General features: G+C 49.0%; 14 protein-coding genes. All 14 read left to right on the forward strand.

Features of this window, described 5'->3' with window-relative positions; genetic code table 11:
• The 14 genes from LG211_RS12390 (at position 1) to LG211_RS12455 (ending at position 15,156) form a co-directional block, all read left to right on the forward strand.
• The gene (locus tag LG211_RS12390; RefSeq protein ID WP_269477641.1) at positions 1-2,025 is read left to right on the forward strand and encodes an LPD1 domain-containing protein; all 2,025 of its coding nucleotides are present in this window, start codon (positions 1-3) and stop codon (positions 2,023-2,025) included.
• Between the two features lie 16 nt (positions 2,026-2,041).
• Complete coding sequence (locus tag LG211_RS12395) at positions 2,042-2,872, forward strand: hypothetical protein (protein ID WP_269477642.1); 831 nt, start codon at positions 2,042-2,044, stop codon at positions 2,870-2,872.
• 2 nt (positions 2,873-2,874) lie between these two features.
• Positions 2,875-3,972 carry a DUF3846 domain-containing protein gene (locus LG211_RS20160; protein ID WP_269477713.1) on the forward strand — a complete coding sequence of 366 codons (1,098 nt, stop codon included), beginning with the start codon at positions 2,875-2,877 and terminating at the stop codon, positions 3,970-3,972.
• A 6-nt stretch (positions 3,973-3,978) separates the two neighbouring features.
• A complete protein-coding gene (locus LG211_RS12405; RefSeq protein ID WP_269477643.1) occupies positions 3,979-4,779 on the forward strand; it encodes a hypothetical protein in 801 nt (266 codons plus the stop codon).
• 51 nt (positions 4,780-4,830) lie between these two features.
• A complete protein-coding gene (locus tag LG211_RS12410; RefSeq protein ID WP_120486493.1) occupies positions 4,831-5,301 on the forward strand; it encodes a PcfB family protein in 471 nt (156 codons plus the stop codon).
• Positions 5,298-7,145 (forward strand): VirD4-like conjugal transfer protein, CD1115 family, encoded by a 1,848-nt coding sequence (locus tag LG211_RS12415; protein WP_269477644.1) that lies wholly within the window; start codon positions 5,298-5,300, stop codon positions 7,143-7,145. The genes LG211_RS12410 and LG211_RS12415 overlap by 4 nt, the downstream gene beginning before the upstream one ends.
• 236 nt (positions 7,146-7,381) lie before the next feature.
• The gene (locus LG211_RS12420) at positions 7,382-7,522 is read left to right on the forward strand and encodes a Maff2 family mobile element protein (protein WP_117761191.1); all 141 of its coding nucleotides are present in this window, start codon (positions 7,382-7,384) and stop codon (positions 7,520-7,522) included.
• Positions 7,523-8,349: 827 nt separating this feature from the next.
• Entirely contained in the window at positions 8,350-10,269 is a 1,920-nt protein-coding gene (tet(32), locus tag LG211_RS12425) for a tetracycline resistance ribosomal protection protein Tet(32) (RefSeq protein ID WP_002602099.1), read from the forward strand.
• An 81-nt stretch (positions 10,270-10,350) separates the two neighbouring features.
• Entirely contained in the window at positions 10,351-10,695 is a 345-nt protein-coding gene (locus tag LG211_RS12430) for a helix-turn-helix domain-containing protein (RefSeq protein ID WP_002602098.1), read from the forward strand.
• Positions 10,696-11,018: 323 nt separating this feature from the next.
• On the forward strand, positions 11,019-11,786 hold the full coding sequence (locus LG211_RS12435; protein WP_002602097.1) for a class I SAM-dependent methyltransferase: 768 nt from the start codon (positions 11,019-11,021) through the stop codon (positions 11,784-11,786).
• 204 nt (positions 11,787-11,990) lie between these two features.
• Positions 11,991-12,437 carry an RNA polymerase sigma factor gene (locus tag LG211_RS12440; RefSeq protein WP_002602096.1) on the forward strand — a complete coding sequence of 149 codons (447 nt, stop codon included), beginning with the start codon at positions 11,991-11,993 and terminating at the stop codon, positions 12,435-12,437.
• Positions 12,427-12,630 carry a helix-turn-helix domain-containing protein gene (locus LG211_RS12445; protein WP_002602095.1) on the forward strand — a complete coding sequence of 68 codons (204 nt, stop codon included), beginning with the start codon at positions 12,427-12,429 and terminating at the stop codon, positions 12,628-12,630. The genes LG211_RS12440 and LG211_RS12445 overlap by 11 nt, the downstream gene beginning before the upstream one ends.
• A gap of 533 nt (positions 12,631-13,163) precedes the next feature.
• Complete coding sequence (locus LG211_RS12450) at positions 13,164-13,562, forward strand: plasmid mobilization protein (protein WP_002602094.1); 399 nt, start codon at positions 13,164-13,166, stop codon at positions 13,560-13,562.
• On the forward strand, positions 13,525-15,156 hold the full coding sequence (locus tag LG211_RS12455; RefSeq protein ID WP_008754314.1) for a relaxase/mobilization nuclease domain-containing protein: 1,632 nt from the start codon (positions 13,525-13,527) through the stop codon (positions 15,154-15,156). Before LG211_RS12450 ends, LG211_RS12455 begins: the two co-directional genes overlap by 38 nt.
• Positions 15,157-15,169 lie beyond the last annotated feature (13 nt).

Raw genomic sequence — 15,169 nt, forward strand, 5'->3', positions numbered from 1 at the left:
TTGGCAGATAACATACAGCATGAAGATTTCGGGGAAAAGATCGGCGGCGCCAAAAAAGACTTGTGGAAGGACCGGGGGCTTTATGTGAACGACCTGGACGCCATGAATGAGCGTGAGGCCGAGAAATTCGTAAAAAAGGATAATATCTGGAAGAAACCGGATTATACGGCCATGCTTGATGACGGGATTCCCCTTGGCGTGGTCTATTTTATCAAAAAGGCGCGGGACGGGCTGAATGCCTCCCCGCAGTATTACCGCAGGGATGATACGCCGGAGAAACGCCTTGCAAGGCAGAAAGAATATATCAGGACGGTACGGGAGCTGCAAAGCACGGTCTCGGAGGTCCGCACCGTGGAGGAGGCAATGAAGGTCTATGACCGTTTCTTTGTGGAAAACGGGTATCTGGAACAGGTGCAGGGCTGGGGCAGCGGCACCCATTACCGGGCAACGGAGAAGGGTCAGGAGAACCCAGCCATTACAAACAAGCTGTCCAATACCCTGATGATCCGCTCAGCGGGATATTTTGAGCGGAACTTTACACAGAAAGCACAGAAGGAACAGTTTGGCGTTTCCAAAGACCAGAAGGTGCCGAAGGGTTATGCGATCCATTTCAACGACGGGAAGAATACCTATGCCAAAAATAATGACTGGAAACCTGATACCTACTATGTGACGAAGGGTTATTCCATCTTACAGACAAATTTTGAAACGCGGGAGGCTGCCCTGAAATGGGTGCAGGAGCTGGCAAAAGGCCGCAGCAAAAGCGGAAAGACGCGGTTTGTGCCTCCACAGCTTATCGCTGTGCGGCGAACCGGGCCGGATTACAGAAACGGTGCAGAGATTACCGGGCAGCACTACCTTGATACCTTCGGGTTCCGCGGCGGTGAGTTTGGGAACTGGATGAACCAGAATGACCGGCAGGCTTCCCTCGACATGGGTTTTGAAGCGCTCAAAGATTTGGCGTCTGCCCTGCAGGTCAGCGACAAAGACATTGCCTACCAGGGAACGCTTGCTATCGCTTTCGGCGCCAGGGGCAGCGGCAACGCGGCGGCCCATTATGAACCGCTTCGCAAGGTTATCAACCTTACGAAGATGCACGGGGCCGGCTCTTTAGCCCATGAATGGTGGCACGGGTTTGACGATTACCTGGGTACGAAAATGGGCGCAAAAGGGATGCTCTCGGAACAGCCCCGCCTCTATGCGCCGTTCCAAAAGTTGATTGATACCATGAAATATAAGCCGGAGACCCCAGAGCAGGCGGCAGCCCGTACCGAAGCGCAGACAGAGCGCACCCGGAAAAATGCGGCAAGCTGGCTGGATTCTGCGGTGCTCGGTTCTCTGAAACGGTATGGCAATGAGGCACAAATGGAAACCTACGCGGTTCTCAGGGAGGCGTTTTTGTCCGGCGAGGCCGGCTCCGTGGAACAGATCAGCGCTTTTAAGAAGTCTGTCACCGGGCGGGTGATCCCCAAAAGTGAGCGGGAACGACTGGAAATATTCGAGCACATGCTGTCCGGGATGCAGGCGCAGGAGGCTCCGCAGATCGGGCGGGTGGAAACTGATTTTTACCGGAATTCCGTGCGCATGGGTAAGGAATGTGAAAAGGACGGCGGCTATTGGGACAGCAACACGGAAATGACCGCCAGGGCCTTTGCCTGTTACATCAAGGATAAGCTGCCCTATCAATCAGATTATTTGGCAGGCCATGCGGACTGTGCTGTCACCTTTGCGACTGATAAAGACGGAAAAATGGAGGTTTTGAAAGCCTATCCTGAAGGTGAGGAACGCAGGGCCATCAATGCGGTATTTGACGAGATCGTGGCAGACCTGAAACGGGAGCAGATACTTACCCATTCGGATGTGACGCTGCCCATTCCGGTGCAGCCGTTGGCGGAGAATGAGCAGATTTCCATATTTACAGCGGATCGGCCTTCGGTCATGGCGCAGCTTGCAGCGGCGAAACCGGCAGAAAAAACTACCCCGGCACAGGCGGTTCCCAAAAAGAGCCATGCGCCGGAGATTTAAGGAGGTGTGAAAGATTTTGGAAGAAAATAAAGATTACCGCGCTTACCGGTATGGCGACCGCTTAGAACCGGGATATGAGCTGAAAGTCGAGCACAGTATTTCTTGTGAAGATGTAGATATTTCTTCCATGATAACAATGGGAGCCGAAAATCTGGAATCCATGCGCCAAGGCAGCATTGACGGTGAACAGAAAGCCTATGAGATTGTGGTTGCTGCGGCAAAGCAATGGGAAAAGCAGGCAGCCGCCACGCAGATGATTAACCGGGCATTGGAATATCTGCGAACCCCGGAAGTAAAGCACACGGCGAACAGGTGGCAGCCCAATCCAAATAACAATGACTGGGAGGAAATCAGCAACCGGGTTTATAAGATGACCTGCCGGATCAGGGAAGATACCAAATATGATTCGGAGACAAAACAGAGTGTTCCGGTTGTCTGGTATGTGACCTGGGATTTGTATTTGAATTCACCGAAGGACGGCTACAGTATCCATCTCGCAGGACAGGACAAGAAACGCTATACGGATAAAGCCTCTGCCGTAAAATATCTGGATGGGCGCAAGAAAGCCTATTCCCATCTGTTTGCGGAGATTTCACCGCCCATCCCTAAAGAGCATGAAAACTGTTTTACGGTCAATGGTGCACTTCTCCCCGGATATACAGTGGAAGGCCAGGAACCGGTAAAAACAGACCGCGCCGCCGCCGAAGTTTCGGAGGGTGGTATTTCTATGCCTGAAAAGCCGGAGAAACCTTCCGTGCTGGGAAAGCTGTCTGCTGCCAAAACGCAGGAGAAAACACCTGTTGCTCCCGGTGCGGCAAATAAAAAGAAGGAGGACATGCAGATTTGAAAGTGTTGATGATAGAGCCTGGGAAAGCGCCTTATGAGGCCGAGCTTGACGGGAGCCTTGAATCCATGCAGAAGGCAGTCGGGGGAGGCATAGAGGGCTACTACCCTTATGCGGAACCTGTCGCGATTGTCTGCAATGATGAAGGGAAAATAAACGGGCTGGCCCTGAACAGGGCAATTTATAATGAGGACGGCAAAATGATCGAGATTATGGCGGGTACCTTTTTCATGGCCGGTCTCGGTGAGGAAAGTTTTACCGACCTTCCCGATTACTTTATGGAGCAGTATAAGGAACAGTTCAAATATCCGGAAAAATTTTATCGGCTGGCGGGTGAAATCGTTGCGGTGAAGCAGCCCCTCCCGCCGGAGGAAAAGCAGCAGCCGGCCCCTGTCATGGAAGAACCGGATGGGGACGATATAAGGCTTGACGACACCACGGATTTGGCCTTTGACCTGGATGAATTTTTCAGGCAGAACAGCGGGGCCTATGCAGACCTGTACCCGGATTCCCATGCGGAAAAGGAACGCATGGCGGACGAGCTGCTTTCAGGAGATACCGGAAAAATCCGCATGAGGCTGGCGGCATTTGAGCAGGAGGAACACATGGAGGGAGAAACGGCGCCGCTTCTGGAGCGCATTTCTTCCTATGAAAAAGAGTATGGGATCAGTGCTTATTCCATTTACCAGCTTGACTTATCAGACAATGCAGACAACCTCCGTTTTATGTCCCTGGACTGGCTGGAACGCAAAGGGCTTTCCGTGGATCGGGATAATTACCAGATGGTCCATGCAAGGCAGCAGGAACCGGGCGAAACACTGGAGGACATTTACAGACGGTTCAATATCGACCACCCAGAAGATTTCAAGGGCCACTCCCTTTCCGTTTCCGATGTGGTGCTCCTGCATGAAAAGGGCACTGATACGGCCTATTACGTGGACAGTATCGGCTTAAAGGAGCTACCGGGCTTCTTCGGGGCAGGAGCGCCGGAGGCCAGGCGGGATGTTTCGGTGCGGGAACAGCTTGACAATGCAAGAAAACAGGCAGCACAGGCAGAGCCGAAAGCACCGGATAAAAAGGCCAGAGGACCGGAAAGGAGCTGATAGCCTATGCTGATGGCAGTTGAAGGCCCCTATGCGCTGATGGTGCAGCCGGACGATATTTTAATCTCTCCCCGTGAGGTAGATGAACACTTTGGAACAATGGTCTGCTTCCACCCCCGCTACGCTCTGGGTGACAGTCACAATTACATGGATAAAGACGATTTTCTGCGGGAGATGTATTTAGATACCGTGGGGCATGATGAAGTGGGCCTGAAACGCTATGAACATATGGTGAACATTGTGAGCAGCCGGTTCCGGCACGGGCCAAAGACGGAGGAACGGGCAGTTGATGACGCCATGCTGAAGGTAATCTCCGAAAAATACATTACGCTGCCCCTTTATGTCATGGATCACAGCGGGCTTGCCATGCAGACCACAAGTTTCCATGATCCCTGGGACAGCGGGCAGGTGGGCTGGATTTATGTTTCCAAAGAGGATGCGCTGAAGGAATTTGGCGGTGAAAAAATGACCGGCGCCATAAAGAAGAAAGCGGAGGATCTGATGCGCAGCGAAGTGGCCGCCTATGATTCCTACCTGCGGGGCGAGTGCTACGGCTTTGAGCTTTACAAAAATGGCGAGCTTACGGATAGCTGCTGGGGCTTCATGGGCGACCTGGCCGATGTCTGTAAAGATATGGCTGAATATCTCCCGAAGGGCTGTAAGGATATGGTGGATCACCTGGAGGAACAGAACCAGCCGGCGACCATCATCAAGACGCTTCTGAAACATGCGAAAATTCAGGTGGACCAGGCGGCAAAAGCCTTTGAGCACGCCCCGCGCCAGCAGGTGATCGGGGACGCCCGTTAAACAGTTATTTCCTATTTTTAATTACAGATTTTATCAGGAAGGAGGATGCACATGCAGGAAGATTTGGAACAGCGGACCGTATCGGTCTCCATCCAGGCAGCAAAGCTGTCCGGGCGGGTGCTGCGTTCTGCGATTGCCGCTGTTCTCAGGAAAATGGAGCAGGAACGCACCACCCCGAAAGTCGGCAGGAACAGCATGAAACGGCTGACCTATAAAGACCCAGGGGCCAATACCATCGAAGTGTCCGGCAGAATCCGCTCTTTTGAGCGGTACGCCAGGAAACACCAGGTCCGCTACCATATTGAAAAAGAGCTGGGGACCGATCCCCCGAAGTGGACGGTCTATTTCAAAGCGAACCAGGCGGACGCTCTGACGGCAGCTTTTAAGGAATATACCAGGAAAGACCTTACCCGCAGCACCAGGCCGTCGCTTCTTTCTCAGCTTCATAAGTTCAAGGAGCTGGCGCAGGCGCTTGGTCGTGACCGGGTGAAAAACAAGGAGCATGGAGGGCCGGAACGATGAAGATAGATACTGATACCCTGAAAAAGCAGGTGATCCTTCACCTGCCCTATCTTTTGTTCCTTCTGGTATTTGCGAAGCTGGGCGAGGTGGTGCGTCTTGCCCCCGGAGCGGATGCCTCACAAAAGCTGCTTGGGCTTTCCGAAGGATTTACTCTGGCGTTTCAGAGTATGTGGCCGGGTGCGGCGCTGGACTGGCTGGTGGGATTATGCGGTACGGTGATTGTGCGGCTGGCTGTCTATCTCAGAGGAAAGGACGCAAAAAAATACCGCAAAAATGTGGAATACGGATCGGCTCGTTGGGGCAACAAAACAGACATTGCCCCTTTTATGGACCCGAAACCGGAAAACAACATTATCCTGACGCAGACCGAGGGGCTTATGATGTCCGGCAGGCCGAAGAATCCGGCCCATGCCCGCAATAAAAATGTGCTGGTAGTCGGCGGTTCCGGCTCTGGTAAGACGAGATTTTTTATCAAGCCCAATCTTATGCAGATGCATTCATCGTATGTTGTCACTGATCCGAAAGGTACGGTCTTGATTGAGGTAGGAAAACTATTAAGCCGTGGCACACCGAAACTGGATAAGGACGGAAAACCGGTCAAGGGGAAGGATGGGAAAACCGTGTATGAGCCTTATAAAATCAAGGTGTTCAATACGATCAATTTCTCAAAAAGTATGCACTACAACCCTTTTGCCTACATTCACAATGAGAAAGATATTCTGAAACTGGTAACGGTGCTGATCGCAAATACCAAAGGAGAAGGAAAATCAGGTGACGATTTCTGGGTCAAGGCCGAAACCTTGCTTTACACGGCGTTGATCGGCTATATCTATTATGAGGCCCCCACAAACGAGCAGAATTTTTCCACTCTGGTAGAAATGATAAACGCTATGGAGGTCCGGGAGGATGACGAAAGTTTCAAAAATGCTGTTGACCTTCTCTTTGACGCACTGGAGCAGAAAGACCCGGATCACTTTGCCCTTCGCCAGTATAAAAAATACAAGCTGGCCGCTGGCAAGACAGCAAAATCTATCCTTATTTCCTGCGGTGCCAGACTTGCCCCCTTCGACATTAAGGAAGTCCGGGAGATCACTATGTACGACGAGCTGGAGCTTGACCTGGTCGGGGATAGGAAAACGGCGCTGTTCTTTATTATCAGCGATACGGACGCGACTTTCAATTTCCTTGTCAGTATGGCTTATACCCAGTTATTTAACTTGCTGTGTGAGCGTGCCGACGACAAGTATGGCGGCAGGCTGCCGGTACATGTGCGGTGCCTGATCGACGAGGCCGCCAATATCGGGCAGATTCCAAACCTGGAAAAGCTGATGGCAACGATCCGTTCCAGGGAGATTTCGGCCTGTCTGGTCCTGCAGGCGCAGAGCCAGTTAAAGGCGCTTTATAAGGATAACATGGACACCATCATCGGCAACTGTGACGCCTCCCTTTTCCTGGGAGGCAAGGAAGAAACCACGTTGAAAAGCTGGAATTCCCTGCTCGGGAAGGAGACCATCGACATGTATAACACCAGTGTCACCAAAGGCAACCAGGAATCCCACGGCCAGAACTTCCAGAAGCTGGGAAAGGACTTGATGTCGGTGGACGAGCTGGCCGTCATGGACGGCGGGAAATGTCTCCTGCAGATCAGGGGCGTGCGTCCTTTCCTCTCCCGCAAGTATGATATTACCAGACACCCGAACTATAAATATCTGTCGGATTATGCCCCTAAGAACGCTTTTGACATTGAGAAATTTTTATCCACAAAACTGCCGATGCGTCCTAGCGAACTGTACCGCAATTATGAGGTCACAGCGGAGGATTTGGAGGCTCCGGCTGTAGGATGATGTAGCTGCCTGTTAAAGTTTCTGTCTTTGACGGGCTTTTTCTTTTCACCGGAAGGAGGTTTTATTGAGGATTCGCGCCCCTCCCCTGACAACTGAATACTTTCCAGGTACGCCCTGGACTATGCCGCCCCTGTGCTTTATGTAAATTTTCCTGAAGCACAGGGGCGTTTTTTCGTTTCCGGCCTGATACGGTCACAACACAAAAACATGATTTCTTAAATTAAAGGAGGAACTATATGGCTTTTTTTGCAAGTGCAATTGATACTCTGAAAATCCTGGTTATTGCTCTGGGCGCCGGCCTCGGCGCATGGGGCGTCATCAACCTTCTGGAAGGTTATGGAAATGACAATCCCGGGGCCAATGCTCATGTACGGTAAGGAAGCAAGCAACCGAAAACAAGAGATAGACCGCCAGCACTACACTATTCCGAACCAAAGACCAAAAGATAAGCATTGTGGGAAAATCTAAACTTTTGGATTTTCCTACAATGCCGACTACGGCGGAATCCTTCCCACTCCTTATATCTTTATTTCCGTATACATTGAATTTGTATTTAGTAAATGCTATAATGTCCCTATTCAAATTATAAATGTGTTGAATTAGTTACATGTACATATTTTTTGTAATACCCTGTTGAGGTTGTCGTTCTTTGTCCAGATGTGGAAACAATAAAAGGAAGGGAACGATACAGGGAGAAAACAGGCTATTCCGGCTTTACGGTTGAAACCTTATACGATACATTTATGCAGACAACACCACGGATCGGCTTTTGGCTGGACAATTCCAACCAAACACCACAGCAGACAGCAGAAACCATTCTGAACGCCAGAAAGTCGGTATGATTGTTACATATAAGGGGAAGAAAAATTTCTTTTAGGTACTTGCTTTCCTAAAACTAATGTGATATAATAGCATCATTCCAAAAAAGGAGTAAAAAATATGCGGCAAGGTATTCTTAAATAAAACTATAATCAAATAGTGGGAACAAAGGATTATGATAGTCCCTTTTGTGGGGGCTTGGTTTTTTGTACCCAATTTAAGAATACTTTTGCCTTATCAATTTTGACATATCCGAAAAACAGCAATCACAAACAGGTGTATGCTGTATATGTGTATGTCAGCAAATTATAATCCCCAGTGGTAAAAGTATTTTACTGCTGGGGATTTTTATGCCCTTTTGGGGCTGTAAAAGGAGGACAATCACATGAAAATAATCAATATTGGAATTCTCGCCCATGTAGACGCAGGAAAAACAACATTGACGGAAAGCCTGCTGTACACCAGTGGAGCGATTGCGGAACAAGGAAACGTGGATAAAGGAACTACAAGAACAGACACTATGATTTTGGAACGGCAGCGCGGAATTACCATTCAGACAGCGGTTACTTCTTTTTGCTGGAATGATTATAAAATCAATATCGTGGACACTCCCGGTCATATGGATTTTTTAACCGAAGCATACCGCTCTTTATCTGTCCTTGACGGAGCTGTTTTAGTCATTTCGGCAAAAGACGGCGTACAGGCACAAACCCGTATATTATTCCATGCGCTTCAGAAAATGGACATTCCGACAATTATCTTTATAAATAAGATAGACCAAAATGGGATCGACCTGCGGCGTGTTTACCAAAGCATTAAAGATAAACTTACCAGTGATATGATTGTCATGCAGGAGGTTTCCCTGTCGCCAAAGATAACCATGACCGATATTTCTGATTTGGACAAATGGGATATGATTATTTCCGGAAGCGATGAACTATTAGAACGATATGTTGCAGAGGATTCTTTGGATATACAGGAATTACAATATGAAAAGTGCAAAAGAACCAGATGCTGCTCTTTGTTTCCTGTTTATCATGGGAGTGCAAAAGACAATTTAGGAACAGAAAAACTGATTGAAGCGATTACAGAAACTTTCATTACAGAAACAGACGATATTCAGTCTGAATTATGTGGATATGTTTTTAAGGTTGAGTATACAGAGCGGAAAAAACGGCTTTCTTATTTACGCCTGTATCATGGGACGCTCCATTTACGGGATACCCTGCTGCTGTCAAAAAAGGAAAAAATAAAGATTACAGAAATGTGTATTCCGTCAAATGGTGAAATCGTCCCGGTTGACCATGCCTGTCCGGGAGAAATTGTTATTTTAGCTGATGATACTTTGAAACTGAACGACATTCTGGGAAATGAAAAACTCCTGCCTCACAAAACACGGATTGATAATCCCATGCCATTACTTCGGACAACGGTAGAGCCGCAAAAGCCGGAGCAAAGGGAAGCCCTGTTAAATGCCCTCACAGAGATTGCTGATACAGACCCTCTTTTGCATTTTGACATTGATACTGTTACACATGAGATTATATTATCTTTTTTGGGAAAAGTACAGTTAGAAGTTATTTGTTCGCTATTAGAAGAAAAATATCATGTGGGCGTGGCTATGAAAGAGCCTTCGGTTATTTATCTGGAAAGACCGCAAAAAAAAGCGAGCTACACGATTCATATTGAAGTGCCGCCGAATCCGTTTTGGGCATCTATTGGTTTGACTGTAACACCGCTTCCTGTTGGAAGCGGAACACAATATAAAAGCGAGGTATCTCTCGGCTATTTAAACCAAAGTTTTCAAAATGCCGTCATGGAGGGTGTGCGTTATGGAATGGAGCAGGGCTTATATGGCTGGGGAGTGACAGACTGCCAAATTTGTTTTGATTATGGAGTTTATTACAGCCCGGTCAGCACCCCCGCTGATTTTCGTTTTCTTGCGCCTGTCGTGTTGGAGCAGGCATTGAAAAAAGCAGGAACACAACTGTTGGAACCATACCTTTCCTTTACCCTTTTTGCACCGCAGGAATATCTTTCACGGGCTTATAATGACGCACCAAAGTATTGCGCAATCATTGAATCAACCAGACTTGAAAAAGATGAAGTTATTTTTAAGGGGGAAATCCCTGCCCGTTGTATTGGTGAATATAGAAATGATTTGAATTTTTATACAAATGGAAGAAGTGTCTGCATTACAGAATTAAAAGGGTATCAGGAAACTTCCGGCGAGCCTGTGTTTCAGCCACGCCGCCCGAACAGCCGTTTAGACAAGATCCGGCATATGTTTCAGAAGATAATGTAACATCTTGCGCAATGCAAACGTTCATTGCTGGCTATTGCGAAATATCATTGATAAAATCAGCATCAGAGAGGAGGAACCATTTTGAACCAGAAACAGACGGATATTACAACAGGAAAGCAAATACGTCATCTGCGAACACAATCGGGAATGACACAGGAAGAACTGGCTGGGAAATTGAATGTTACCCGGCAGGCGCTATCGAATTGGGAGAGAGATGTTAATGAACCCGATTTAAATACGTTGAAAAAAATTTGTTTTCTTTTTGGAGTCCACATGGACGATTTTGCGAAGGAGGTAATAACAAAAATGGAAACATGTGAAAAAAAGAGAAACGACAATTTAATAAGTATGATATGGCAATTGGACTTTTTTATGGTGTCGGGATATTTCTTGGCATTGGTATTTTCTTTGTTGGCGGTTTTATGACAATGTCGGGTGCAGGGTGGGGAGCATCACTATTTGGCGGTGGCTGTTTTTCTCTTGTATTTGGCTTGATATGCCATGCAGTTATTACATTGAGAAGAAATGACAAATGATGACATATCCTGCTTTCTAGTCTTTTCGGTCATATCGCGTAAAAAAGCCGCTGCTTTTGGCTTTCCAATAGCGGCGGCAAAGGGAAATATCCTTTGAATACCTTACAGAAGAAAAGTTTTGCAGCATTATAAAAATAAAAGCCTATACCATTTTGGAAAGAAAAGATACATAATAGTCAAGACGGCAACAATCAGAAGTTATGGAGGGTAACAATGGAATATAGTAAGGAAGATTTAATGGAAGCAAAAAGGCAAATTTTGGGAGTGGGAGAGAACATGGGAACAGAGGAAAGCAAAAAGATCTGGGAGAAAAACGCACAATTTTGGGATGATGCAATGGGTGACGAATCCAATGAATTTCACAGAGAGGTAGTACGTCCCAAAGTAACGGAACTTCTCTCTCCTGATCCTTCGGATTACATTTTGGATATTGCGTGCGGCAATGGAAATTATTCTTCGTATCTTGCACAGAGAGGCGCTTCGGTCGTCGCTTTTGATTACAGCAAAAAAATGATAGAATTGGCTAAAAGACGGCGATCACAATATGCAAAACAAATTGAGTTTTGCGTAGCGGATGCGACCAATAGAGAAAGCTTATTAGGATTAAAAAGAAATCGAGCCTTTACGAAAGCAGTTTCTAATATGGCAATTATGGATATTACGGATATTGAACCGCTTTTTATGGCTGTTTATGAACTATTGGAGGAAAACGGGATTTTTGTCTTTGCAACGCAGCACCCTTGTTTTATCACATTGACTGAAAAATATATGACACCGCACAGTTACTATGATATAGCGATCGAAGGGCAGCCGGAGGAGCAGATTTATTATCATCGTTCCATACAAGATATTTTTAACCTTTGTTTCAGAGCTGGATTTGTCATTGATGGATTTTATGAAGAATGTTTCAAAAACAATAAAGAAATTCCTATGGTAATGATAGTAAGGCTTAAAAAGGTAAAACGTGATAGCTTAAAATAAATTCAAGTTTGCCGGATAAATAGCAAACCCGGCCGAGCCAGTCAACGGTCAAGATGAACGGGCTTCGCCCGCCGTTGACAGCCCCGCCCGGTTTTGCAGTTAGGCAGTCAAGGAGCGACAGCCTAAAGTGCTGCCGCCCCTTACTATCATAAAAAGCAACTACTAACCAGCCACAGCCCTTTTGGGAGGAAAGGGGGATTTTCCATGACCTGTACAGAAGAATATCGGGAACATATCGAGTACACTTTCCATGCCTTTTGCAAAGTCGTTATCCGAAATGCAACGATCAACGCAGCGAGGACACGGAGCAGGAAGCACAAAAGAGAAATATCCCTTGAATACCTCACAGACGAAAAGCACTACCCTTTAGGCACGACAGATGAATATTTCCAAGCCCCGGAGCCGGACGAGGAATACATACTTACCCTTTGCGGCGATACGGTCATTTTCAGCAGCGGTTTACTTGCGGAAGCCCTGTCACGGCTGGACGAACGGGAGCGGGAAATGATTTACCTGTCCTTTTTCAAGCGTATTCCACAGCACGAAATTGGCAGACAGTACGGGCGCAGCCGCAGCACAGCGGGCTACCATATCCGAAAAGCCCTACGGCAGCTCCAAGCGGAAATGGAGGGAATGGCATATGAGAAATAATAGGCTTCTCCCCTATGAAACAATCGTCCAAGCCGCCAGCGGGGAGCCGGAAGCGGTGGGAACTGTATTGCAGTATTACCGCCGCCGCATACAATGTGCCGCCCGTGTGAATGGACGGGTAGACCAAGATACAGAGGACTACATCACCCAGACGCTTCTCACAGCTATTTTCAAGTTCCGCTTTGGGAGATAGCCCTACCGCCTACAACTGAATAACCGCCGCTTCGCCGGCAACCAGAAAGCAGTAAATCTATTCAACAGATTTGCTGCTTTTTTTCGTTCCTGTTTGGCATTTTTGAAAATCCCCAGTATGAAAAAACAAAAGGGAAAATAGCCGCCGCAGTTGGCAAAATCCCTTACTTATCCGTAGAGGGTATCAAAGAAAAAAATACTGCCATTGTCCGCCTATTCCGGCTTGCGTGGTGTTGTAGGGAATAGAGGGGAAATTCTAAAAATCTCCGTCCATTTTGCTTTGCGTGGTGTTGTAGGTAGTGAAAGGAAAATTTTCAAGATAAGCCGGAATAGCGGGTAGCAAAGCCCTTTTGAAACGTTTTGTTAGCGGAAAGGACGGGAGCCGGGGAACGCCGGAGTTTTTCAGAGCAAGATTCTACCGAGGTGCCAAAATTCGCTCTCCGCTTATTTTTGCCCCTGCGGGAATCTTGTTGGGGAGTGCCTTCCCCAAACCCTGCTATGCGCCCTGTCGGGCGAGAAAGGAGGTCACAGACCATGCGAAAGAAATACAATACGCCCCACCGCCGTCATGTGGTAAAGACCCGCATGACCGATGAAGAATACGCCGACTTCACCGGGCGGCTGGCGGCTTATGAAATCAGCCAGTCCGAGTTTATCCGGCAAGCCATACGGAAAGCGACCATACGCCCCATTGTCACCGTTTCCCCGGTCAATGACGGGCTGCTTGCCGCCCTCTCCAAGCTCACGGCAGAGTACGGGAAAATCGGCGGCAACTTAAACCAGATTGCCCGGAGCCTGAACGAATACGGAAGCCCCTACCGGGGGCTGGAAAAGGAAGTGCGGGGAGCCGCCGCCGACCTTGCCGCCTTGAAGTTTGAAGTCTTGCAGAAAGTAGGTGAAGCCGTTGGCGATACTCAAACATATCAGCTCTAAAAATGCCAACTACGGGGACGCTGAAAAATACCTCACATTCGAGCATGACGAGTTTACCATGAAGCCCACCCTTGACGCAGACGGGCGGCTCATACCGAGGGTAGACTACCGCATATCCTCTCTGAATTGTGGCGGGGAGGATTTTGCCGTTGCCTGTATGCGCTCCAATCTCCGCTACGGCAAGAACCAGAAACGGGAGGACGTAAAGAGCCACCACTACATCATCAGCTTTGACCCACGGGACGGCCCGGACAACGGCTTGACCGTTGATCGGGCGCAGGAGCTGGGCGAGAAGTTCTGCGCCGAGCATTTCCCCGGACACCAGGCCCTTGTCTGCACCCACCCGGACGGACACAGCCACACCGAAAATATCCATGTGCATATCGTCATTAACAGTCTGCGGATTGCGGAGGTTCCCATGCTGCCCCACATGGACAGGCCAGCGGACAGGAAAGCAGGCTGCAAGCACCGCTGTACGGACGCAGCTATGAACTATCTGAAAGCCGAAGTCATGGAGATGTGCCACAGCGAGGGGCTTTACCAGATAGACCTTTTGAACGGCAGCAAAGAACGCATTACCGAGCGTGAGTATTGGGCGCAGAAGAAAGGACAGGCTGCCCTTGACAGAGCCAACGCCCCTATTGCTGCGGACGGTATCGCGCCCCGGCAGACCAAGTTTGAAACGGATAAGGCGAAGCTGCGCCGGACTATCCGGGAAGCCCTTGCCGCTGCTTCCGGCTTTGATGAGTTTGCCGCCCTGCTTCTCCGGCATGGTGTGACCGTCAAGGAGAGCCGGGGGCGGCTAAGTTACCTCACGCCGGACAGGACGAAGCCAATTACCGCCCGGAAGCTGGGGGACGATTTTGACCGGGCTGCTGTCCTCTCCGTTTTGGAGCAGAACGCCGCCAGAGCCGCCGAAAAACCCGCAGCCATAGCGGAATACCCCGGCAGTATCAAAGACCGCTTACGGACGAAAAAAGAAGCGAAAAACGCCCCGAACAATGACGCTGTACAGCGCATGGTAGACATAGCCGCCAAGCGAGCCGAGGGGAAAGGACGGGGCTATGAGAAGTGGGCGACCATGCACAACCTCAAACAGATGTCGGCTACCCTCATGCTCTACCAGCAGTATGGCTTTTCTTCCCCGGACGAGCTGGACGCTGCCATTTCCGCAGCCAACACCGCCACGCAGGAGAGCCTTGCCGGACTGAAAGGGCTGGAAGCCGCTATCCGGGAGAAAAAGGAATTGCAGCGCAACCTTTTGGGCTATATCGGCACGAAGCCCGCCCGTGACGGTCTGAAAGCGCAGAAATCGGAGAAAGCCCGGAGAGCCTACCGGGAACAGCACGAAAGCGATTTTATCATAGCGGACACAGCCGCCCGTTATTTCCGGGAGCATGGAATAACCAAGCTGCCAGCCAGCAAAGCCCTGCAAAGGGAGATTGAGCAGCTTACCGTCCAGAAGAACGCCGGATATAACGACTACCGGGAGAAACGCCAGCGGGCGCAGGAGCTTCAGACAGTCAGACGCAATATCGACCAGATTTTAAGGGGCGCACCGAGCCAGCAGAAAAAGCGTGAACAGGAGCGTTAAAGACCGCCCCGAA

The organism is Hominibacterium faecale (genome assembly GCF_020734085.1).
Classification (GTDB): Bacteria; Bacillota; Clostridia; order Peptostreptococcales; family Anaerovoracaceae; genus Hominibacterium; species Hominibacterium faecale.